The organism is Amycolatopsis silviterrae (genome assembly GCF_042684085.1).
Lineage (GTDB): Bacteria > Actinomycetota > Actinomycetes > Mycobacteriales > Pseudonocardiaceae > Amycolatopsis > Amycolatopsis silviterrae.
Map to the genome: position 1 here is coordinate 98,044 of NZ_JBHUKS010000041.1, position 22,278 is coordinate 120,321.

Consider the following 22,278-nt stretch of genomic DNA (forward strand, 5'->3'; position numbering starts at 1 on the left):
CGGTGCGCCGATTCGACCGTACCGATGACTTCCAGTCGTCGAGTGCCATGGCGTGAACACAACTGTTGTTGCGAACCGTATGCAAGACTGTCCCGGACGGCGGTTGCCCGTCCAGCGTGCGGGACCGGTCTGCCACACTGGACGCCGGACAAGGCGATGGGGCTCGCCGGGGAAGCAGCGCACGACGTTTCCCGAACTGCCGCGGCGGCTGATGGCTCCTCCTGATGCCGAAGGAGCCGCCCATGTCCGCACGATCTGTCCTGTCCGTCGTCGCGTCCGCTGTCGGTGGGCGGTTTCGCGGGGAGGTCCGGTGAACATCCGCCGCTTGCAACCCGACGTGGACAAAGCCGTCGCGCGGCCGGACCTGCTGGACCTGGCCGAGGCGATCGACGGGGTGCCCGGCGTCGAGGCGGTGAACATCACCGTCACCGACATCGACGTCGAAACGATGGGCACCGAGGTCACCGTCGAGGGCGACGGCATCGACGTCGCGCTTGTTCGCCGCGATCGAGAAGACCGGTGCCGCGTTGCACAGCATCGACGAGATCGTGGCCGGAGACCGCATCATCGACCGGGTGCCGCGGATCCGGTGAGCGGAGTCCGGTCCCGGTGGCAGATGCGACTGCTGCTTCCGCTTTCGCTCGGCGTCGCCGACGGCATCCTGAGTGCGTTGACGCTCGCGTCCGGGCGGTGCTGCACGGCCGCGGCCTGGATGTCTGGCTGGCGGTGCGGGTCGGCATCGTCTCGCTCGTCACGGCCGTGTTCACCGTCTTCGTCGCTGAGTACGCGCAGCTGCGTGCCGAGCACGAGCTGAACCTGACCGCTTCCGGTCGGCTCGCAGCCGGGTCTCTCGGGCGGAAGGTTGCCTGGGAAGCCGTCGAAGCGGCGGTGGTGGCCAGTCTGTCGAGCTTTGTCGGCGCTGTCGCTCCGCTGCAGGTCGGCGTACTCCTGCGCGGGTACAGCTGGGCTGCGCTGGTGGTTGCGATCGCCGCGCTGGGCGCGTTGGGGGCCAGCCTGGCCACTGTCGTGGGCGGGCGGCGTCCGCGATGGATGCTCGTGCTGATGGCGTGCGGCGGAGCGGTCGCCGTGGTCGGCCTGCTGCTGGGCATCGCCTGAAGGCTAGGCGACCAGTGCGCTGGTGCAGGAAAATGGGCGTGCCGCTCAGCGTCCCTCGGCCGCGACCGTGGCAGCAGCGGTGTCGGCCGCGTGCGGATCCAGGTAGCGTCCGCCGGGCGGGAGAGGCAGGAGTCGTTCGTCGAACTCGTAGCGCAAGGGCATTCCGGTCGGGATGTTGAGGGCCGCTACCTCGTTCGGGCGCAGCTTGTCCAGGTGCATGACCAATGCGCGCAACGAGTTTCCGTGGGCGACCACGAGGGGCGTGCGGCCGGCCCGGAGGTCGGTGGCCACGTTGTCGGCCCAGTACGGCAGCACTCGTGCGAGCACGTCGGCGAGGCTTTCGGTGTCGGGCACCGTTCCCGGCGGGAGGTCGCGGTAACGCGGGTCCGCCCGGAGTTCTGCTGCCTCGGACGGTGCCATCGCCGGAGGGGCGTCAGAGAAGGAACGCCGCCACCGCGTGAACTGGTCGTCGCCTGCTTCTCGCCGGACTTCGGCTTTGTTGCGGCCGGTGAGCGCTCCGTAGTGCCGCTCGTTGAGCCGCCACGAGCGGCGCACCGGCACCCACGACCGGTCGATGCCGGCGAGCGCGATCTCCGCGGTGCGGATCGTGCGCCTCAGCACTGAGGTGTGCACCACGTCGGGCAGTTCTCGGGCTTCGGCCAGCAACTGGCCTGCCCGGGTTGCTTCGGCTTCCCCTGCGGACGTCAGCGGCACATCGGTCCAGCCGGTGAACTCTCCTGCGGCATTGGCCGTGCTCTGGCCGTGCCGCAGCAGGTACAGGACGCGGAGTCGTGCATCGGGTCGCGGTGGCGTGTGGTCACGCATCGTAATAAAGAGCGAATTCGTACGGGTGCGGGCGTAGCCGGAGCGGATCGATCTCGTGTTCCCGTTTGAAACCGATCCATTCGTCGATGACGTCGGGGGTGAACACGCCTCCGTCGAGGAGATACTCGTGGTCGGCTTCGAGCCGGTCGATCACGGCCTCGAGCGAGCCGGGGACCTGCGCGACGTCCTGTGCTTCTTCGGGCGGGAGCTCGTAGAGGTCCTTGTCGATGGGTGCGGGCGGTTCGATCTTGTTGCGGATGCCGTCGAGCCCGGCCATGAGCATGGCGGCGAAGGCGAGGTAGGGGTTCCCGGAGGAGTCGGGGCAGCGGAATTCGATGCGTTTGGCTTTGGGGTTGTTGCCGGTGACCGGGATGCGGACGCAGGCTGAGCGGTTGCGCTGGGAGTACACGAGGTTGACGGGCGCCTCGTAGCCGGGCACGAGGCGGCGGTAGGAGTTGACGGTCGGGTTGGTGAAGGCGAGCAGGCTCGGCGCGTGGTGGAGGATGCCGCCGACATAGTGGCGGCCGAGGTCGGACAGGCCGCCGTATCCGTTGTCGTCGTGGAAGAGCGGGTCGCTTCCGTCCCACAGGGACTGGTGGCAGTGCATGCCGGAGCCGTTGTCCCCGAAGATCGGTTTCGGCATGAAAGTGGCGGTTTTCCCAGCGGACCAGGCGGTGCTCTTGACGGTGTACTTGAACAGCTGAAGGTCGTCGGCGGCGTGCAGAAGGGTGTTGAACTTGTAGTTCACTTCGGCTTGGCCGCCGCTGCCGACCTCGTGGTGGGCTTTCTCCACGTCGATGCCGGCGGCGAGGAGGTGGCGCACGATCTCGTCGCGCAGATCGGCCTGGTGGTCCAGGGGAGGGACCGGGAAGTACCCGCCCTTGAACCGGGTCTTGTATCCCTGGTTGCCGCCGGGCTCGTCGGCTCCGGTGTTCCACCAGCCCTCGACCGAATCGACCTCGTGGAACGAGCGGTTCTCGGCGCTGTCGAAGCGGACCGAGTCGAACAGGTAGAACTCGGCTTCGGGGCCGAAGTACGCACGGTCGGCGAGCCCGGACTCGGCGAGGTACTGCTCGGCTTTGCGGGCGATGTTGCGCGGATCGCGGCTGTAGGCCTCGCGGGTGAACGGGTCGTGGACGAAGAAGTTCATCGCCAGGGTCTTGCGGACGCGGAACGGGTCGAGCCGCGCGGTGGCGGGGTCCGGAAACAGCAGCATGTCGGATTCGTGGATGGACTGGAACCCGCGGATGCTCGACCCGTCGAACGCGAGCCCTTCCTCGAAGGCCTCGGCGCCGAAGGTCGCGGCGGGCACGGTGAAGTGCTGCATGGCGCCGGGCAGGTCGCAGAACTGGACGTCGAGGACTTCCACGTTTTCGTCGGTCAGGAACCGGAGAACGTCTTCAGGGGTGCGGAACACGCGGAGCTCCTTGTCAGCGGGGGGTCAGGACACGAGTGCGCGTCGAGCCGCAGTCCGGCGGCGGACGGGCCACGGCCGGCCAGCACGCGGACGGCGGAACCCGATACGCAGAAGGCGGTCGCGGTCGACGGGCTGTTGTGCGCGAGACCGAGCATCGCGAACCGGAGCAGTCGCCGACTAGCGTGACTAGGAGTTGCACGTGCGATCTCCCTGCCTGTGCGTGATCGTGGCGATCATTCGTTCAGACAGGGACTGTTGGCAGCGGGCAGCTGCGGTTCGGGTCCGGCGAGCCCCACCGCCGGGCGCTGATGCGCTGGCGGCGAGCTTACGGCATTTCGGCCGCGGCGCGAGCCGGAGCCGTTCGCTAGGCCCCGCGCTCGGGAGTGTGCCCGTCCTGTCCGGCAGTATCGCCGCAGCGGCCTTTTCGGACACGAGATCACGCTTGGTCACGGCCACGAACAGGGGAACGTCGGTCCCGGCCAGGAATTCGGTCCCGAATGCGGCGAGCGAGGCGTCGGAGGCGGTGACGAACACCAGTGCGTCGGCGTCCGGCAGGAACCGCTGTGTTGTCATGGTGTTGAGTCCTAGACTGGAGCCGAGTCCCGGGGTGTCGACGAACGCGCACCCGAGGCGGAGCAGCTCGGCGGGAACCTCGATGTCCACGGACTCCACCTGCGATTCGGCTCGTTCCGCGCTGTCCTGGCGGACGAACTGGCCGACGTCGGCGAGCGGCACCTCGATCGGCAGCACCGCGCCGCGGCGGCGCACCCTGGCCAGCGGCCGGGTTCCGTATCGCACCGATGTGAGCACCGAGGTCGTCGGCTGTGTCCCGGTTGGCAGGTACTGGTCGCCGAGCAGAGCGTTCATCAGCGTGGTCTTGACCTGGCTGTACCGTCCGACGACAGCGAGCCGGAACTCGTCCTCGGCCAGCCGGGCGAGCAGCGCGCGGGCTCGCGATTCGCGCTCCTGATCGCCGCGTGCCCGCGCGAGGTGCAGTGCGGCGCGCAGGAGGTCGGCCAGCTCCAGCCGGAGCGACTGGTAGTCCCGCAGCACGTCCACGGCTGCGTTCAGTCCCGGGTGAGCCGGCGGTGGGCGACCCGGTGCGGCCTGGCGGCTTCCGGGCCGAGGCGGGCGGCCTTGTCGGCTTCATAGCCGGCGAAGTTCCCTTCGAACCAGTGCCAGCGGGCGGGGTCTTCGGTGGTGCCTTCCCACGCGAGAATGTGGGTGGCTACGCGGTCGAGGAACCACCTGTCGTGTGCGGTGACGACGACGCAGCCGGGGAAATCGAGGATCGCGTTTTCCAGCGAGGCCAGGGTTTCCACGTCGAGGTCGTTGGTGGGCTCGTCCAGCAGGAGCAGGTTCCCGCCCTGCTTGAGCGTGAGCGCGAGGTTGAGCCGGTTGCGTTCGCCGCCGGAGAACAGCCGCGCGGGCTTCTGCTGGTCCGGCCCTGTGAATCCGAACGCGGCGAGGTAGGCGCGCGAGGGCAGCTCGGCCCGGCCGACGGTGAGGAAGTCGTGCCCGCCGGACACGACTTCCCACGCGGTCTGCTCCGGGGCCATTCCGGCCCGGTCCTGGTCCGCATAGGACATCCGCACCGTGTCGCCGATCCGCAGCGTTCCGGTATCGGGCTTCTCGGCGCCGGCCAGTATCCGGAACAAGGTGCTCTTGCCGACGCCGTTCGGGCCGAGCACGCCGACGATGCCGTTGCGCGGCAGGGAGAACGAGAGGCCGCCGAACAGTTCCCGGCCTCCGTAGCCCTTCCGGAGCTGCTCGGTCTCGACGACGAGGGCGCCCAGCCGAGGCCCGGGCGGGATCTGGATCTCGTCGAAATCGAGTTTCCGGGTCCGGTCCGCCTCGGCGGCCATTTCCTCGTAGCGGCGCAGCCGTGCGCTGCTCTTCGCCTGGCGAGCCTTGGCGCCGGAGCGAACCCAGTCGAGTTCCTGCTGGAGCCGTTTGCGGCGTTTGGCGTCCTTGGCTCCTTCGATGCGAAGCCGGGCCTGTTTCGTCTCCAGGTAGGTGGAGTAGTTGCCCTGATAGGGGTACGCGTGCCCGCGGTCCAGCTCAAGGATCCATTCGGCGAGGTGGTCGAGGAAATACCGGTCGTGGGTCACCGCCACGACGGTGCCGGGGTAGGACTTCAAGTGCTGCTCCAGCCATTGGACGCTTTCCGCGTCGAGGTGGTTGGTCGGTTCGTCGAGCAGAAGCAGATCCGGTTGTTGCAGCAGCAGGCGGCAGAGGGCGACCCGGTGCCGTTCGCCGCCGGACAGCTGCGAGACAGCCGCGTCGGGCGGCGGGCAGCGCAGTGCGTCCATGGCCTGCTCCAATTGTGAGCCGAGGTCCCACGCCTGCCGCCGGTCGAGTTCTTCCTGCAGATGCCCCATTTCTTCCAGCAAGTCCTCGGAGTCGTCATGCGTCAGCCGCTCGGTGAGCTGGTGGTAGCGCGCCAGCAATGCGGTGGTCTCGCCGACCGCTGCCCGCACGTTGTCCAGCACCGTCTTGCCGTCGTCCAGCGTTGGTTCTTGCAGCAGGATTCCCACGGTCATGCCGGGCGCGGTGGCGGCGTCGCCATGCGAGGGCCGGGCCAGCCCGGCCATCACTTTGAGCACCGTGGATTTGCCTGCGCCGTTCGGGCCGACGACGCCGATGTTCGCACCGGGCAGGAACGACAGCGTGACGTCGTCGAGAATGACCTTGTCGCCTCGGGTCACGCGGACCCGGTTCATCTGGTGGATCCACCGCATGAGGTCCCTCCTCAGGGCATCCGGGCGAACGGCCGGGGCAGCACGGCAGCGAGGACGCCGCCGAGCACCAGGAAGAGGCCAGTCGTGCCCGCGGCCCGTCGTCCGGCTGCGCGCCCGGCCAGCCCGCGATCGAGGAAACGCCGGGAAAACTCGGCGAGGACGGTGACGCACGCTCCAGCCAGGACCGCTGCGACGGCGAGGACGCTTCAAACCACGGTGATCGCCTCCCGGACAGCTGTGCCGCCGGCAGGGACCGTTGGCGGCGCACCGGCCGCGGTTCGGTGGCGGGCCCCTCCGCCAATCGAGATTCCAGGATACCGGATCACCGCGGAAACGACGGTTCCTCGCGATCGCTGCTACCGTAGGGATGTTCGCGGCGCGGGAGCGCTGCGGGCCGGCGATGGAGCTCGCCGTGATCGCGCGTCCGCGCTGATGGCTTCTGCCCCGTATCCCGGCCGGGGACCAGCCGCGTCCCGGCCGGCTCGCATCCGGGAGGAGCCATGCCGGAAGACGCCTCACGAGGCGGTGCGCGATGAGCGCGTCCGAGCACCGGTCTGCCGCCTGGCCGATCGTGCGCGAAGCCGAGCGGATCGTGTATCGCGAAAAGTGGCGGATCCGGGAAGAGGAGGCGGCCGAACGTCTTGCCGCCACCCGTGACCTGGCGAGCATCCGCCTGTTCCCGGAAAGCCCGGTCATCCGGATCGTCGCCCTGGACGGCCGGGTCGTCGGCCGGGTCCGCCGGGAGCGAAACCGGTGGGTCGCCGTCTGCAGGGGACGCGTGGTCGCGGCGACAGACACCCTCGCCGAAGCTGTCTACGCCTTCGCGGATCTGGAAGGGCACCCGCTGTGAGTCCACAGTGTATGAGGCAGTGGAGGAAGCTTTCCGTGGCCGGTGCCAGGCGGACCCGCTGACCGCATTGCGCCTCGTGGAGTTTCTGCTCTACCGTGTTATGGACGCGCTCCTTGAGCGCGACGCCGTCGTTCAGGTGCCCGGCTCGTGCGGGCACTCGGACGCGAGCGTAGACGTTTGCCAGAGAAGTCCGTTTCTTGCACCGCAATGGCGACGGAATCGCGGAATTGCAAGAGTTCTTCGGTGCTGTGCTCGCGACTACCTGTCGTCGCCGCGGGCAGCGAGACTGTCAAACGCGGCACTTACCGGACCCGAAGAACTGGGATGTCGTGTCCTGCATGAGGCGGGTGAAGGTCGAGGAATGGCGTCCTGACGCGCGTTTCGCCGGGCGTCATCGAAATGCTGTTCAGCCGGGGTGGATGAAGGCATTCCCCGTGAGCGGCGCGGTCGTGTGTCGTCGCAATGGGTGAATTAGCGCTTGCCCTTGGCTAGGGGCAAGGATCAGATCCAGGAAGGGAGACGCAGGTCGTTCTCAAGGTCGTGCCGAAGCGGTAACGATTCGAGGAGGGTCTGTGATGAGTTTGCCGCATGCCGACGAAGCCCGGAAAAGCCCGTTGACGCTGTTGCAGAGTCGTCTTCGTCACCCGCGCGTGGTCAAGAGGTTCGACCTGGCATTGGTGGCCTGGTCTCGCACGGATCTCGCGTTGGCCGAGACGCCGAGCCGAGAGGATCTCGCGCGGGTGCTGGCGACGCGAGAGTATGAGATGCACGACCTGGTCCTGCACGCGTTGCTCGAGCGTGCCGCAGTGCCGGGGCGAGACGGTGCGACGGCGGCGGAGATCGTGCTCTCCGCGATGCTGCCCGCGGTCCCAGGGGTGACTGGTCGGGTGATCCGGGCGGTGCGGGCCTCGACCGGAGCGGGCGGCGTGCGGCGAGGCGTGACTGGCGGGGGAGTCTCCGCGGGCGAGGAGAACGCCGACGTGCAGGCGACGGTGATCGGGCACCTGTGGGAGCAGATCCGGTGTTTTCCGTTGCGTCGTCGGCATCACGTGGCGGCGAATCTGGTTCGGGAGACGCAACGGGCGGCGTTGCGCTCATTCGGGGTGGGCCACGTGCAGGCTGCGGTGGAGGTGGTGAGTGTTGACGATGACGCGTTCCACGGCGCACTGATTCAGCCGGAGCACGAGGTCGCCGCGTCGGAAGAGCTGCTGTTGGTGCTGTCGTGGGCCGTGGCCCGCGGTGTGCTGGACGAGCGGGGTCGGGCGGTGCTGACGCGCCGTTTCTTCGGCGACCGGGTGGGTCGGGACGGCGTGGCCACGGATCGCCAGGTCGGAGAGGAACTGGGGGTGAGCCAGCCGACGGTGACCCGGTGGCGCAGTCGAGCGATCGCCATGCTCGCGGACGCCGCGGAGGAGTACCCGGGCGGAGACCTGAGGCGGGCGAGCTGAACACGAACGCATCAAGCCGGACGGACAGAGGCTGCCGGAAATCCGGATGATCCGTCTCGGCGCCGAACAGGCGACGATCTTCCTGGGCGAGCCTGCCCAACCCGTTTCGCCGTTCATCGGACCCGGTACCAGCGCTGAATGGCAGCTGATGCGTCCCATCCCTGTGGAGGAGCACGAGAATCGCGAGGCTCCTCCGTACCCGTTCTTGACCGCCCTGGGGCACGGCTCGGACGGCGACTTGATCCTGCTGCGACTGGACCGCGTCGGGGCACTTCTCCTTGACGGCGAGCCGGAGGACGTCGTCGCGGTGGCCTGCGCGATGGCCCTCGAACTGGTGACTTCTCCCTGGGCAACGGGCATCACGGTCGACCTCATCGGACACGCCATAGACGGTGCTGACCATCATGAGTCTGTCGATGCACTACTGACTCGCCTTGCCGACACGACCGATGCCGGTCCGCACGCCGTGTTCGTGCCAGAGCCGCTCACCTCCGCAGAGGTCGACCGCCTCGCGACGAGTGACGCTGCCGCCGGCATAGTCGCGATCGTCACGGGTCAGGATCCCAGCGTGCGCATCCCAGGCGCGTGGGAGCTTGATCTCCGGCGAGACCCGACTCCTGTCGATCAACTCAATGTCGACGTCGCCCTCCAACGGCTCACGGCGGAGGAGATGGCAGCTGTAGCCAAGCCGGTCAATGCCGAACCGCCCGAGACAGTGGCCCACCCGGTGCCCAAGCAGCGAGACTGCTCCGAGACACCAGCCGAGACCGTTCCCCGGCCATCGCAACCTGAATTGAGGCTGCTCGGCCCCGTCTCGCTGCGCGGCGTGGATTACGCCCGGGTCGAGGGCAAGAAGATCAATCGGCTCACCGAACTGGCCGCGTTCCTTGCCCTTAACCCGGGAGCGCGCGCCGAGGAAATCTCGCAACAGCTGGGGACGTCGAACCAGCCCTGGTCTGCGGCCACCAGACAGGGCTACGTATCTCGCCTCCGTACCTGGCTTGGCCACGACCAGGACGGCGACCTTTACTTACCCAATATCGACGCGAAGAACAGCGGCTATCGCCTTTCCGGCGCCTTGCTCTGCGACTGGTTCTCATTCCAGTCCCTCGTCCAAGCGGCGCACGGCGAGGACCGCCTCCGCAGGTTGCAGGAAGCTCTTGACCTGGTTGAGGGCATACCGTTGAGCAACGTGCCGCATGGTCGTTACGAATGGGGCTCCTGGTACGAACGCGACATGACCGACCAGATCGTCGATGTTGCCCACACCCTTGCCGCGGACGACCCAACGCGGTTGCCCGATCGCCAGCGGCCGCGGATACGTGTGGTGAGCTTGTGCGTGCCGATCCATGAGTGCGGCGCGCGGTTGAGGGCAGCGACTGAGCTCCTGGCGTGACCTGCCGATTACGGTTTGGGCAGCCACACAGCGACTTCGGCAAGGGCGTCGAGCACGCTGTCGTCGACGCGGCCTCCAATAGCCTCCGTTCCAGCAAGGACGACCTTGGTGCCATCGCGGTGCGATTGATAGTGGTGGCCGGTGAGATGAACCCCGGCGAGGCCGAGCAGCGCGCCGGCGAGCGGAGCGATCGATGTCACCGCTGCCCTGAACCGCTTCGACATTGGCGTACTGGCGCGGCACCACCGCCAGCAGCCGAGTGGTGAGCAGCAATTCGAGTTCGCGCCGCGCGCGGAGGCTCGCCGCGGGGTCTCCGCGCGCGGCGGTGCGGGGAGGTCGAAGCCCTTGGCGGCCGGCACCTGCTGGCCCGCCTCGCTCGCGAGGCGCGGGCTGCCGCCCACCCGCAACACGCTCGAGGACTGCGTATACCGCTAGCGTGCAGGAAGATCCATGCCATGACGCCCGACTCCCGATTCCGGCTCGTCCCGATGCGCCCGCGCGACCCGGACGAAGCCGGGCGCGCCGCGTCCACCTTGGAGCTGTTCTTCGACCTCGTCTTCGTGGTCGCCGTGAGCATCGCCGCCGCGCAGTTGCACCATGCGCTCGGCGAGGGGCACGTGCTCGACGGGATCGGCAACTACTGCGTCGTGTTCTTCGGGATCTGGTGGGCCTGGATGAACTTCACCTGGTTCGCCACCTCGTTCGACACCGACGACTGGCTGTACCGGGTCTTCACGATCGTGCAGATGGGCGGCGTGCTCGTCCTCGCCTCCGGCATCGGTCCGGCGTTCGAGCACGGCGACTATTCGGTGCTGATCCTCGCCTACGTCGTGATGCGCTTCGCGCTCGTGGCCCAGTGGCTGCGCGCGTCGCGATCAGGCGGGCCCGCGCGCCGGGCGACGCTCATCTACGCGGCGGGCATCACCCTGGTCCAGTTGCTGTGGCTGGCTTCGCTGCTGCTTCCGGCCGGGATGTTCACGGTCGCGCTGATCGTGCTCGTCGTCGCGGAAATCGCCGTGCCGATCGTCGCCGAGCGCACCGGGTCCACGCCCTGGCACCCGCATCACATCACCGAACGGTACGGCTTGTTCACGCTCATCCTCCTCGGCGAGAGCCTGCTCGCCTCTGCCAACGCGATCATCGAAGCCCTTCGCGACACCGAATCGCCCGGAGAACTCATCGGCATCGCCGTGCTGACTCTCGTGGCGACGGCGGCGCTGTGGTGGATCTACTTCTGGCCGCCGCATCACCGCGCTATCAAGGGCTTCGCGAGTTCGCTGGCCTACGGGTACGGGCACTTCTTCATCTTCGCCGCCGCGGGAGCGTTTTCCGCTGGCATCGAGGTCGAGATCGACGTCCTCACCGGACACAGTGCGCTGCATCAGCCTGGCGCGTCTTTCGCCTACACTGTTCCGCTCGCGGTCTTCGTGCTTGGCATTTGGGCTCTCGCGATCCGGCCGCACGCCGACCGGGTCGTCAACGCCGTCCTGCCGTTGGCCGGGCTGCTGGTCCTGGTGGACCCTTTCATTCCGGTCCCGTTCGCGCTCACCGCCGCAATCCTCGCCGGAGCGGTCGTGGTCCTCGTCTGGCGGCGGCCGCTCGACGGCCAGGAGGTCTGACGGCCGCCACGGGGTTCAGTCGAAGACCACGACGCTGCGCGCGGTTTCGCCTTTCCCGAGCTTCGCGTATCCGTCGTTGACCTGGTCCAGCGTGATTGTCTCGGAGACGAGGTCGTCCAGGTTCAGCCTGCCTTGCCGGTACAGCCGCGCGTAGAGCGGGATGTCGATCTCCGCCACGGTCGCGCCCATGAACACTCCGCTCAGCTTCTTGTTGCCGCGCAGCAGGTCATCGGCAGTGAGCGCGGCCCCGGTCCCCGGTTTCATCTTGCCGACGACGTACGTCGAACCGCCGCGGCCGGTGATGTCGGTCGCCTGCCGGACGGTCTGCGGCAGCCCGACGACCTCGAAGGCGTAGTCGACACCGCCCTTGCCGACGATTTCCCGGACGCGGTCGGCGAGATCGGCCTCTTCGGCCGGGTTGACGACCTCGGTGGCGCCGAATGTGCGGGCGAGTTCGAGCTTGGCCGGCTGGAGGTCGATCGCGATCACGTGGCTCGCCCCGGAGATCGCGGCTCCTTGCACGACGTTGAGGCCGACCCCGCCGCAGCCGATGACGGCGACGGTGTCCCCGAACTTCACCCGGGCGGCGTTCTTGACGGCCCCGACGCCGGTGATGACGCCGCAGCCGAGCAGCGCGGCCCGGTCGAAGGGGAGGGCCTTGTCGACCGGGACGAGATTGCGCTCGTGCACCAGGATCTTTTCCGCGAAGCCGCCGATGTCGCCGATCTGGGTGACGGTCTTGCCGTCCAGCGAATACCGCGGCCGCTCGTTCGGGCCGCGCCGGATCGCGCCGGGGTTGGCGCAGTTCGTCGGGACACCGAGCACGCAGTCGGCGCAGGCGCCGCAGCTCGAGATCAGGTTGGCGACGACGTGATCGCCCGCCTTCACTCCGGTGACGTCCGCGCCGGTCGATTCCACGACGCCGGCGACCTCGTGGCCGAGGACCAGCGGCAGCGGCCACCCGAAGTCCGTGTTCATCGTGTGGAGGTCGCTGTGGCACAGCCCGCTGGCCTTGACCTTGACCACGACCTCGCGCGGCATCGGCTCGTCGAGCTCGATCTCGCGGATCTCGAGAGGCTTGCCCACCTCGACCATGACGGCCGCTCTCATCGGATGTCTCCTGTCTCTTCGATCGGGTGTGCTCAGCGGGCGGGCCAGGGCAGGTCCGCGGGAATGCCGATGCTGTTGATCTCGACGAACTCGTCGAACCCTTCGAGACCCAGTTCGTAACCGAGCCCGCTGTCCTTCACCCCGCCGAACGGCGCGGCGAGCCCGGCCGGGCATCCGTTGACCTCGGTCATGCCGGTCTCCATGCGAGCCGCGAAACGCGTGGCGCGCATCGGATCGGCGGAGAACACCGCGCCGCTGAGGCCGTAGCGGGAGTCGTTGGCGATCGCCAGCGCCTCTTCCTCGGTGTCGTACTCGAGCACCGAGACCACCGGACCGAAGACCTCCTCCTGCGCGATGTGCATCGACGGAGCGACGCCGGTGAAGACGGTAGGCTCCACGAACCAGCCGGTGTCCAGCCCCTTCGGACGGCCGCCGCCGACGATCGGAACGGCTCCTTCGCGCACCGCCGCGGCGATCATGCCCTCGACGCGTTCACGGTGCGCCGCGCTCACGAGGGGGCCGAAGTAGACCTCCGGGTCGAGCGGATCGCCGATCTTGAGCGCGCTGATCTTCGCCGCCAGCGCGTCGACGAATCGGCCGGAGACGTTTCGGGGAAGCACGATCCTCGTTTTGGCGGTGCAGACCTCGCCGTTGCTGCGCAGCGCCGCGTGCAGCACGGTGTCGACGGTCGACTCCACGTCGGCGTCGTCGAGCAGCACGGAGGCGGACTTGCCCCCGAGCTCGAGGGTGACGGGGCGCAGCAGCCCGGCGCATACCGCGGCGATGCTCTTGCCCACGCCGGTCGATCCGGTGAAGGAGATCGTGTCGACCCCCGGATGGGAAACCAGGTGCTCGCTGGCGGGCCGGTCCCCGGACACGATGTTCAGCACGCCCGCGGGCAGACCTGCCTTCTGGGCCATCTCCGCGAAGAGGTACTGGTTCAAGGGTGCGTCGGGAGCGGACTTGACCACCACGGTGCATCCGGCCAGCAGCGCCGGGGCGAGCTTCATGACGGTGATCAGATGGGGTGCGTTCCACGGAACGATCGCGCCGAGCACGCCGGCGGGACGGCGGTGCACGAGGGCACGGCCGGACGGGGCGTCTCGGATTTCCTCGAACGGGTAGCTCTGGGCGAGTTCCGTCATCTGGTCGACGATCAGCCGGGGACGCCGGGCCTGGATGGGCACCGAATGCTGGATCGGCGTGCCCATCTCCGCGGACACGAGCTCGGCCATCGTCGCTTCGTTCGCCTGCATCTCGGCGCTGAGCCTGCGCATGACGGCCGAGCGCTCGGCCAGCGACATCCACGGCCACGGGCCCTTGTCGAAGGCTTCGCGGGCTGCCGCGACGGCCCGGTCGACGTCGGCTTCGACGCCCATGGGCACCGTCGCGATGGGCTTTTCGGTGTAGGGGGAGAGCACGGTCAGCTTCTCGCCCGTGGACGGGGCGACCCAGTCGCCGCCGATGAACAGGCTGTCGTAGTGGCCTTGCCACATGATGTCCGTTTCCTTTCCTGTCTTCAGGTGTCTGGTCGAAGCCGCCCGTCAGGTCAGCGCGCCGGGGTCTGTGCCGCGACGAGCGTCTCCAGGGCGGCGACGGCGTCGCGCAGCCGTCCGAGCGCTGCGGTGGTGTCCTCGGAGGTCGTTCCTTCCGCGTCGCCTGGCTGCGCGGCGCTCACCGGGGCCTGCGCGATCGCGTCGAGGTCGCGTGAGGCAGCCTCGATGCGGGACGTGACTGCTGTGCGTTCCTCGGTGTTCCAGGCGGGAGCGAGCGCGGAGAGGGCCGCGATCTGTCGCCGTACGCTCGTCACCGCGTCGATGGCCGGGTCGAGGGCGTCGTTTTCCCAGCGGCCGTGCCGGTCGCGAGGTTCGAGACGGGCGCCGCGGGCCGCCGCGGTGAACTCCAGCGCAGTCAGTCGGGTGCGCACCACTGCGTGACCGGCTGCGAGCCGGTGCGTCTCGTCGTCCGCCGCCCAGAGGAGCACAAGTGCGTCGATCTGCCGCGTGGTCGCTTCCGCCCACTCGGCGAGCCGCTCGGTGAGCAGGCGCCGGTGCCACGTGGGAGCGAGGAGATAGGCGGCGAACGCGAGCAGGCAGCCGATGATCGTGTCGAGGCCGCGAGTGGTCGCGCCGAGCGGGCCGGGAGTCAGCGAGCCGATCCAGGCGACCACCCAGAACATCGTGTACGGCTGACCGCAGCTGCGGAACGCCAGGTAACCGCAGAACAGCAGGAGCAGCACGACGGCGTGCAGAGCCGGGACGTAAGGCAAGAAGGACAGCGCCACGCCGGCGACCGCGCCCGCGACGGTGCCGAGGGAACGTCCGATGCCGCGCGCGAAGGTGGAGCCGTAGTCCGGGAACACGATCAGCGCCGCCGCGACGACCACCCAGAAACCGTGCCCGGCGAGGAAAGCCGCCGATCCCAGCCAGGAGCCCACCGCCATGCCGGCCACCTGCGCGACGACGCAGACGATCGCCAGCCGCAGCGCGTGGTGCAGGATCGGAGAGCCCCAGCGCAGCTCGTCCGCGATCAGTTCGAAGGAACTCGGCGTGTGCCGCTCGTCGGAGGCAGGGGCAACCTGCTCGCCCGCGGCGAGCCGAGTCGCGGCGTCCACCGCACGCGCCACGGCGCGCTGGAGTTCGCTGCTCGGCTCACCCGGCCACGCGACCGCGAGAGGGAAGCCGCTGGTACGTGCGCGCGAAACCGCTGAAGCGATGGCGACCAGCTGGCGAGCCGAGGCCTCCTGCCAACGGGCCGATTCGTCGTCCGCGCGATTGCCGAGCGCGCGCATCAATTGCCCGATTTCCTCGCCGCGTACCACCAGCTGCGTGAGCCGGTCGAGCTCGCGGTGGCTGCTCCAGCGCAGCAATGCCAGGCTGCGGTCGGCAGCCAGGAGAGCGGAGTCCCCGGCGCCGCCGGACGCGATCGCCCGGTAGAAGCCCGCGACGGCACCGCGCTGCGCCGAGTGCTGGGACTCGTATGGGGGAAGCAGCTGTGCGAGGTTCATGATCGCGAACCCCGCGGCGAAGAACGCGACGACCTGGCCCGCGCTCGCCGTCAGCTCCGCCGAGATCTCGGCGAACGCCAAGAAGACGATGGTGACGACCGTCAGGCGCATGCTGATCCCGATCGCGACGGCGCGCAGGAGCCCGGAAACCAGGAACAGCACGAAGACGGCCGCCAGGATCAGCGCCCAGTTCCCGGAAACCAGCACCCCGAGCCCGGCGGCGGCGATCTGCGCGGCGCTGGTCGCGAGCGTCGCGGCGATGCGGGACCGGTTGTGCGGCATGACCGCGGCGATCGTGCCCAGGAACGCGCCCACGACGACCAGCAGCTGCTGCTCCGGGTCGTGCAGGAGATATCCGACGACCGTTGCGATCAGCATGCCGACCGCGACCCGCGTCAGCTTGAGCGGGTCCTGGAGCGGTTTGCCCGGCTGCATGCCGCGCCGGGCGGCGTCCCGGAAAGCAACCCAGTCCATGTTCGAAACACCTTTGCTTGAAAGCCGCGAGCGCGGCGGGTCAATCGCCCGTGCTCTCGCCGAGGTTGTCGTGGATGCGCGACAGCAGCCGCCAGGCGGTCTTGCGGCCGTTGCCCTCGATGCCGGACGTCAGGCCGCACAGCCATTGCTCGACGAGCGGGAGAACGTCCTTTACGCGCTGTTCGCCGTCCGGTGTGATCGTCAAGGTCTGCACTCGGCGGTCGGCCTCGTCGCTGCCGCGGACGACGAACCCGCGCTTGACGAGTCCGTCGATCAGGCCGGTGACGGTCGCCCGCTTGACTTCCAGCTCCTCGGACAGCCGTGCGGGCGTGATCCCCGGTGCCTCGCCCACCGCGAGAAGAGCGGCGAAACGGCCGCCCGACAGGTCGTGCCGGACGAGCAGTTCGTTGTAGGCGTCGTCGATCCGGCGCGCTGTCGCCAGCAGGCCCATCGCGAACTCCGCTTGCCCGCTGCCGTCGAGACGACGCAGCAGCAGCCCTTGCCTCGGTCCGAGCATCGCATCCATAGCTGCCATACTATCAGGCGCCTAACTACTTTGCCGCGCTGTGCCGCGCCGGGGCCGCTACCAGACCGGCCGGTCGCCGTCGGTGCCCGGCTTGTCGACGCCGAGGTTCTCGCGGACGTGCTTCTCCGGATGGGCCACGATGTCGGCGACGAGCGCTGCGACGCTCTTGCGCGACACTGTGGTGCCCTGGAACGGTTCGTCGCGCCGGGTGACCTCGTAGGAGACCTCGTCGGCGTCGGAGAGCCAGGCTGGGCGCAGCACCGTGTAATCCAGCGACGAGGCTTCGATCGCGTCGGATGCCGCCGCGTAGGTGTCCAGTGTGGCGGCACCGATGGTGGTGCGGTTCCAGCGGCCGAACGCGCCGGGGACTTCCTGGTAGATGCCCAGCGCGGTCACGAAGACGAGGCGATTGACGCCCTCGGCTTCCATGACCGCGACGATGGCCCGCGCCTGCTCGTCGACGGCACCGGCGAGGTTCGCGTAGACGATGTCCTGCCCGCGCACCGCTTTCGCGAGTGCTGTGCGGTCTCTCGCGTCGCCCTCGATCACCGTCGCTCCATCGGGGACGTTGTCGATGCGGCTCTTGTCACGGGCGAACAGCGTGAGCGCGGCACCCTGCTCTGCCAGCATGCCGATCGCCCACGAGGCGATCTGCCCGGACGCGCCGAGCACGAGAACGCTGGTCATGCGGATTCCCTTCCTGGTGCGGGCATCGACGGGTCAATCAGCGAACCGGGGCGCCCGCCGGGCTTCGAAAGCAGCGATGCCCTCGGCCGGGTCGGGCCCGGCCGTCGCCCGCACGACGGCCTCGCGTTCAAGCCGCAGCCCGCTTCCGAGCGGTTCGTCCAGGGCTGTGCGGCAGAGGCTCTTCATCGCGGTCAGAGCGGGCCTGCTGCGCGTGGCGAGTGTTTCGCAGTATCCGCGCGCCGCTGCGGCCAGTTCGGCGGCGGGCACTGCGTAGCTGGCCAGACCCCACTGCGCCGCGGTCCGGGCGTCGATCCGGCGTCCGGAATACATCAGGTCCAGTGCGCGGTTCGGCCCGACGACGCGGGGGAGTCGCTGGGTCGCGCCCCACGCCGGGACCAGCCCGTACTGCACGTGCTGGTCGCCGAAGCGGGCGTTGTCGGCGGCGAAGACCACATCGCAGCAGAGGATCAGTTCCAGTCCGCCGGCCAGGACCAAACCTTGGCAGGCGGCCACGACCGGGAGCGGGCTGTCCGCCAGCCGGGCCAGCGTGGCGTGCGCGAGCCGCAGGAATCGTTCCAGCGCGGGGGAATCGCCGAGCATCGTCTTGGCTTCGGCGAGATCCCCGCCGGTGCAGAAGTGGTCGCCGCTCGCGCACAGCAGAACGGCCCGCACCCCGGATCCCGGCCGCTCGAACTCGTCCAGCCCGGCGGCCATCTCGGCGAAATCGGTGCGGCGCAGGGCATTGAACTTGCCCGGCCGGTTCAGCTCCAGCACCCCGACCGCGCCGGCGCGCGTGACGGCGACCATCAGGAGTCCGTTGCCGTGCCGCCGCGCCCGGCGCGAGCCATGCTGCCGCAGAGGACGGACGACGGGCGGGCGGGCACGGAGTGCGTCGGGCCGGTGGCGGTATTTCTGCTGGGGGACATGCGAGCAACCTAAACAGCTGTTTCTTCGCGAGCAATGCGAAATTCCGAAAGCGGCGCTTCGAGATAACGAAAGTTCGGTGTCCGGGTTCCAGCCCGCGGCGGTGGCGTTCGGTTCTTTCCGCCAGCCTTGATTGCCTGCGACGGCCATCTAGGCCAGTCCCGGGTGCCTGGCTGTCCGGTTCCTCGGGCAGCCAGGCACCGCGTACGCCGGTCAGACAGCCTGAGCGGAGGAGCCGGACTGTGCGGTTGACGTTTTCGTGCTCAGCCGGGGAAGTTCCCGCAGCAGCAACCCAGCGACAACGGAAATCAGCGCCGCCCCGCCGTTGTAGATCGCCACCGTCGTCCAACTGCCGCTCGACTTGAACAACGCCGCCGAGATCAACGGTGCGAACGAGCCGCCCAGCACCGCGCCAAGGCCGTAGGACACCGCCAGCGCGCTGTAGCGGATCGAAGGAGGGAAGGCGAGCGCGAAGAACGTCGGCTCGGCGGCGGAGTTCGCGCTTACGGCCATGAACAGCAGCACGAAACCGGCCACCATCGGCAGGTAGCTGCCGCTGCCCAGCAGCGGGTAGAACGCGAACGGGGTCAGCACCAGGGCGATCGCCGACACCACGAACACCTGCTTGCGGCCGAACCGGTCGGCCAGCAATCCGAACAGCGGGGTCGAGAACATGTACATCGCGGTCACGATGAGCAGCATCGACAGCAGCGTCGTCTTCGGCTGGTGCAGCACCGACGTGCCGTAGGTCAGCGAATACACCGTCACCACATAGAAATTGACGTGCGTGCCGAGGCAGCACAGCATCACCAGGATCATCGGGCGCCAGCCGCGCTTGACCGCGTCCGCGAGCGGGACCCGCTTGACCGCCTGCGCGTTCTCCACGCGGACGAACTCGGGGCTTTCGTCGAGCTTGACCCGGATGTACAGGCCGACCAGCACCAGGACCGCGCTCAGCAGGAACGGGATGCGCCAGCCCCAGGTGAGGAAGGCGTCGCCGGGGAGTTCGTTCAGCACCAGGAACAGCAGGTTCGCGAGCAGCAAGCCCCAGCCGGCACCGGAGTTGACGAACGCGCCGGCCAGGCCTCGGCGTTTGTCGCCGGAGCTTTCCACGCTCATCACGAAGCCGCCGGCCTGTTCGCCGCCGAGGGCGAGGCCTTGGACCAAGCGGCAGAGCACGAGCAGGATGGGTGCGAGGATGCCGATCGTGTGGTAGGTCGGCAGCAGGCCGATCGCGAAGGTGCCCACGCCCATCAGCATCATGGTCAGGAACAGGACGCGTTTGCGGCCGACGCGGTCGCCGAGGTTGCCGAAGATCGCGGCGCCGATGGGGCGCATCACGAAGGCGATCGCGAAGGTGGACAGCGACAGCAGGACCCCGGCTGCGGGGTCGACCTGGGGGAAGAACAGTTTTCCGAAGACCAGCGAGGCGGCGACCCCGTAGACCAGGAAGTCGTAGTACTCGACGGTGGTGCCGACCATGCTCGCCACGACGGCGCGGCGGCCGGATCGGGCGCGGGCGGCGGGTTCCGGTGCGGACGGGGATTTCGGCGTCGTCATTGAACGCCCCTCTCCGAATGGGGTGCGGCGGACCGGGAAATGTGATCAAAACAGGACCCCGAGCGGGGTCGCCGTAGCGTAAGCAGGCCGTTCGGGGTAATCAATTCGGAGTTCCCGAAGCGCGGCTTCGGGTTTGCGAAATAGGTTTCCGCCCCCCGCGCGCGTAGCGTCGCGAGGATGGAGGACACGCATTCCGGACCGCTGGCCGGGGTACGGATCGTCGAGCTCGGCGGGGTCGGGCCGACGCCGTTCGCCTGCATGCTGCTGGCCGATCTCGGCGCCGAGGTCTTGCGGATCGAACGCCCGCCCGGCTACGACGGCGGGGCGCCGATCGAACCGCGCTTCGAGCTGATGAATCGCGGCCGCCGCGGCGTGCCGCTGGACCTCAAGACCCCGGCCGCGGTCGCCGCCGTGCTGCGGATGGCCGAGCGGGCGGACGCGCTGGTGGAGGGGTTCCGTCCCGGCGTCGCGGAGAAGCTGGGGCTCGGGCCGGACGAATGCCTGGCCGCGAACCCGGCACTGGTGTACGGCCGGATGACCGGCTGGGGCCAGGAGGGGCCGCTCGCCGCAGCCGCGGGCCATGACGTCAACTACGTGTCCCTGACCGGCGTCGTGCACTCGATCGGCGAGGCGGGAGGACCGCCCGTCATCCCGCTGAACCTGGCCGGCGACTTCGGCGGCGGGGCGCTGTACTTGGCTTTCGGCGTGGTGTCCGCGCTGCTGGAAAGTCGCAGTTCAGGCCAGGGGCAGGTGGTGGACGCCGCCATGGTGGACGGTTCGGCGTCGCTGATGACTGCCTTCTACGGCTTCCGGGCGGCGGGCTACTGGACCGACGAGCGCGGCACGAACCGGCTCGATTCCGGCGCGCCCTGGTACCAGGTCTACGAGACCGAGGACGGCGGCTGGATCAGCCTCGCCGCGAATGAGACCCGTTTCTGGCGCAACACCCTGCGGATGCTCGGGCTGGCAGAGGACGAACTGCCCGGTCAGCACGACCGGCAGCGCTGGCCGGAAATGAAAAAGCGCTTCGCCGAGGTGTTCCGGACGAAGACGCGTGACGAGTGGTGCGCGCTCGCCGAAGGGCAGGACGTGTGCCTCGCGCCGGTGCTGTCGATGGCGGAGGCTCCGCACCATCCGCATCTGCGGGCGCGCGGCACGTTCGTCGAGGTCGACGGCGTCGTGCAGCCCGCTCCCGCGCCGCGGTTCAGCCGCACGCCGGGGGCGGTCCGGCGGCCGCCTGCCGCGCCGGGGGAGCACGCGGAGGAGGCGCTGGCCGACTGGGGCTTTTCCGCCGCGGAGGCCGCGGCCCTGCGCGCCGGGTTCGGAAATCCCGAATCCCGCCTTCGGGAACCGTCAATTGGCTTTCCGGTCCAGTCGCATTAACCTGATGGAAACCGCGATGGGAGTACGAGAAAATGTGCGCGAATTTCCTCAACGAATCGCAGTCGGAATGGCTGAAGACGGTCAACGACTTCATGGACAACGAAATCACCGTCGAGTATGTCCGGAACTGCGACTTCGAACGGCAGTACCCGTACGAGGCGTATGACAAGATCGCGAAGCAGGGCTGGCTCGGCATCCTGATCCCGGAGTCCGAGGGCGGCTCCGGCGGGGACATCTTCGACTACTCCCTGATGGCCGAGGGGCTCGGCAAGTTCGGCTTCGACTTCGCCTGCTCGGTGCTGGTGCCCACGTTCACCGCGATGAACATCATCAAGTACGGCACCGCGGAGCAGAAAGCCCGCTACGTCAAGCCGTTCATCGACGGCGAGATCCGGTTCTCCGTCTCGATCTCCGAGCCGGACGCCGGTTCGGACGCGGCCAACACCAAGACCCACGCGCGCCAGGACGAGAACGGCGACTGGATCGTCAGCGGCTCGAAGCTGTGGTGCAGCGGTGCGGCGGCGAAGGACACTGTCATCGCGATGCTCGTCCGCACCGACAAGAACGACAAGCACAACGGCCTGTCCGTGCTGCTGATCCCGAACGACACCCCGGGCCTGGACATCCGCAAGCTGCCCACGCTGTCCCGGCACGCCACCGGCACCACCGAGATCTTCCTCGACGAGGTCCGGGTCCCCGCGGACGCGCTGCTCGGCGAGGTCGGCCAGGGCTGGAAGATCATCACCGAACACCTTGAGCTGGAACGCTGCGCGGTCGCCGCGGCCTACACCGGCAACGCGCAGGAGGCGGTCAGCAACGCCAACCGCTACGCCCACCAGCGCACCCAGTTCGGCAAGCCGATCCGCGATTTCCAGGTGCTCAAGCACATGCTGGCGGAGAACCAGACGCGCGTCGACGCCGCTCGCCTGCTGTGCTACCGCGCGGCGCAGATGAAGGCGGACAACCTGCCGGCCGCCCGCGAGACGTCGATGGCCAAGCTGTACGGCTCGGAAACCCTCAAGCAGTGCGCGCTCGACGGCATGCAGATCCTGGGCGGCTACGCGAACCTGCCCGAGGGCGACATGGAGCGCTACCTGCGCGAAAGCATCCAGTCGACGATCGGCGGCGGCACTTCCCAGATCCAGCGCACCATCATCGCGAAGTCGATGCGCCTGCCCGCCTGACCCGCCCGTTT

At 68.7% G+C, this 22,278-nt stretch carries 19 protein-coding genes, 1 pseudogene and 2 riboswitches; of the genes and pseudogenes, 8 read left to right on the forward strand and 12 right to left on the reverse strand.

Annotation, left to right across the window (positions count from 1 at the left end; translation table 11 throughout):
* Positions 1–143: 143 nt before the first annotated feature.
* Positions 144–228, forward strand: a riboswitch (Fluoride riboswitch).
* Both ACFSVL_RS45925 and ACFSVL_RS45930 read left to right on the forward strand, forming a co-directional pair.
* Positions 212–593: pseudogene (locus tag ACFSVL_RS45925) on the forward strand (DUF211 domain-containing protein). Its footprint overlaps the riboswitch before it by 17 nt.
* Positions 594–690: 97 nt before the next feature.
* Positions 691–1,116 carry a hypothetical protein gene (locus ACFSVL_RS45930; RefSeq protein WP_378314377.1) on the forward strand — a complete coding sequence of 142 codons (426 nt, stop codon included), beginning with the start codon at positions 691–693 and terminating at the stop codon, positions 1,114–1,116.
* A 45-nt stretch (positions 1,117–1,161) separates the two neighbouring features.
* Here ACFSVL_RS45930 and ACFSVL_RS45935 read toward each other — a convergent pair whose 3' ends face one another.
* The 4 genes from ACFSVL_RS45935 to ettA form a co-directional block, all read right to left on the reverse strand.
* The gene (locus ACFSVL_RS45935) at positions 1,162–1,941 is read right to left on the reverse strand and encodes a 2,3-bisphosphoglycerate-dependent phosphoglycerate mutase (RefSeq protein ID WP_378314379.1); all 780 of its coding nucleotides are present in this window, start codon (positions 1,939–1,941) and stop codon (positions 1,162–1,164) included.
* On the reverse strand, positions 1,934–3,358 hold the full coding sequence (gene glnA, locus ACFSVL_RS45940; protein ID WP_378314381.1) for a type I glutamate--ammonia ligase: 1,425 nt from the start codon (positions 3,356–3,358) through the stop codon (positions 1,934–1,936). The genes ACFSVL_RS45935 and glnA overlap by 8 nt, the downstream gene beginning before the upstream one ends.
* Before the next feature lie 186 nt (positions 3,359–3,544).
* Positions 3,545–4,417, reverse strand: a complete 873-nt coding sequence (locus ACFSVL_RS45945; protein ID WP_378314383.1) for a dynamin family protein — start codon at positions 4,415–4,417, stop codon at positions 3,545–3,547.
* Positions 4,418–4,425: 8 nt separating this feature from the next.
* Complete coding sequence (gene ettA, locus ACFSVL_RS45950; protein WP_378314385.1) at positions 4,426–6,099, reverse strand: energy-dependent translational throttle protein EttA; 1,674 nt, start codon at positions 6,097–6,099, stop codon at positions 4,426–4,428.
* Between the two features lie 387 nt (positions 6,100–6,486).
* Positions 6,487–6,548, forward strand: a riboswitch (Fluoride riboswitch).
* A gap of 83 nt (positions 6,549–6,631) precedes the next feature.
* Between ettA and ACFSVL_RS45955 the strand changes: the two genes are divergently transcribed.
* From ACFSVL_RS45955 to ACFSVL_RS45965, 3 genes are all read left to right on the forward strand, one after another.
* Complete coding sequence (locus ACFSVL_RS45955; RefSeq protein WP_378314387.1) at positions 6,632–6,949, forward strand: hypothetical protein; 318 nt, start codon at positions 6,632–6,634, stop codon at positions 6,947–6,949.
* A 575-nt stretch (positions 6,950–7,524) separates the two neighbouring features.
* Positions 7,525–8,397, forward strand: coding sequence for a hypothetical protein (locus tag ACFSVL_RS45960; RefSeq protein ID WP_378314389.1), 873 nt, complete (start codon positions 7,525–7,527; stop codon positions 8,395–8,397).
* Positions 8,398–8,443: 46 nt separating this feature from the next.
* Positions 8,444–9,793 carry a hypothetical protein gene (locus ACFSVL_RS45965; RefSeq protein ID WP_378314391.1) on the forward strand — a complete coding sequence of 450 codons (1,350 nt, stop codon included), beginning with the start codon at positions 8,444–8,446 and terminating at the stop codon, positions 9,791–9,793.
* 8 nt (positions 9,794–9,801) lie between these two features.
* Here the strand turns inward: ACFSVL_RS45965 and ACFSVL_RS45970 are convergent, their stop codons facing one another.
* Positions 9,802–10,194, reverse strand: a complete 393-nt coding sequence (locus tag ACFSVL_RS45970) for a hypothetical protein (RefSeq protein ID WP_378314393.1) — start codon at positions 10,192–10,194, stop codon at positions 9,802–9,804.
* A 54-nt stretch (positions 10,195–10,248) separates the two neighbouring features.
* Between ACFSVL_RS45970 and ACFSVL_RS45975 the strand changes: the two genes are divergently transcribed.
* The gene (locus ACFSVL_RS45975; protein WP_378314395.1) at positions 10,249–11,412 is read left to right on the forward strand and encodes a low temperature requirement protein A; all 1,164 of its coding nucleotides are present in this window, start codon (positions 10,249–10,251) and stop codon (positions 11,410–11,412) included.
* 15 nt (positions 11,413–11,427) lie between these two features.
* Here ACFSVL_RS45975 and ACFSVL_RS45980 read toward each other — a convergent pair whose 3' ends face one another.
* From ACFSVL_RS45980 to ACFSVL_RS46010, 7 genes are all read right to left on the reverse strand, one after another.
* Positions 11,428–12,522: a Zn-dependent alcohol dehydrogenase gene (locus ACFSVL_RS45980; RefSeq protein ID WP_378314397.1), complete on the reverse strand. Its 1,095-nt coding sequence runs from the start codon at positions 12,520–12,522 to the stop codon at positions 11,428–11,430.
* 32 nt (positions 12,523–12,554) lie between these two features.
* The gene (locus ACFSVL_RS45985; protein WP_378314399.1) at positions 12,555–14,018 is read right to left on the reverse strand and encodes an aldehyde dehydrogenase; all 1,464 of its coding nucleotides are present in this window, start codon (positions 14,016–14,018) and stop codon (positions 12,555–12,557) included.
* Between the two features lie 53 nt (positions 14,019–14,071).
* The gene (locus ACFSVL_RS45990; RefSeq protein ID WP_378314401.1) at positions 14,072–16,003 is read right to left on the reverse strand and encodes an FUSC family protein; all 1,932 of its coding nucleotides are present in this window, start codon (positions 16,001–16,003) and stop codon (positions 14,072–14,074) included.
* Positions 16,004–16,043: 40 nt separating this feature from the next.
* Complete coding sequence (locus ACFSVL_RS45995) at positions 16,044–16,529, reverse strand: MarR family winged helix-turn-helix transcriptional regulator (protein ID WP_378314403.1); 486 nt, start codon at positions 16,527–16,529, stop codon at positions 16,044–16,046.
* A gap of 57 nt (positions 16,530–16,586) precedes the next feature.
* A complete protein-coding gene (locus ACFSVL_RS46000; protein WP_378314405.1) occupies positions 16,587–17,216 on the reverse strand; it encodes an NAD(P)H-binding protein in 630 nt (209 codons plus the stop codon).
* A 33-nt stretch (positions 17,217–17,249) separates the two neighbouring features.
* Positions 17,250–18,023, reverse strand: coding sequence for an enoyl-CoA hydratase/isomerase family protein (locus ACFSVL_RS46005; protein WP_378314407.1), 774 nt, complete (start codon positions 18,021–18,023; stop codon positions 17,250–17,252).
* Positions 18,024–18,353: 330 nt separating this feature from the next.
* The gene (locus ACFSVL_RS46010; RefSeq protein WP_378314409.1) at positions 18,354–19,700 is read right to left on the reverse strand and encodes an MFS transporter; all 1,347 of its coding nucleotides are present in this window, start codon (positions 19,698–19,700) and stop codon (positions 18,354–18,356) included.
* Between the two features lie 177 nt (positions 19,701–19,877).
* Here ACFSVL_RS46010 and ACFSVL_RS46015 point away from each other — a divergent pair, with 177 nt between their 5' ends.
* Together ACFSVL_RS46015 and ACFSVL_RS46020 are read left to right on the forward strand one after the other, a co-directional pair.
* A complete protein-coding gene (locus tag ACFSVL_RS46015) occupies positions 19,878–21,083 on the forward strand; it encodes a CaiB/BaiF CoA transferase family protein (RefSeq protein WP_378314411.1) in 1,206 nt (401 codons plus the stop codon).
* Between the two features lie 32 nt (positions 21,084–21,115).
* Positions 21,116–22,267 (forward strand): acyl-CoA dehydrogenase family protein, encoded by a 1,152-nt coding sequence (locus ACFSVL_RS46020; protein WP_378314413.1) that lies wholly within the window; start codon positions 21,116–21,118, stop codon positions 22,265–22,267.
* Positions 22,268–22,278: the final 11 nt, after the last annotated feature.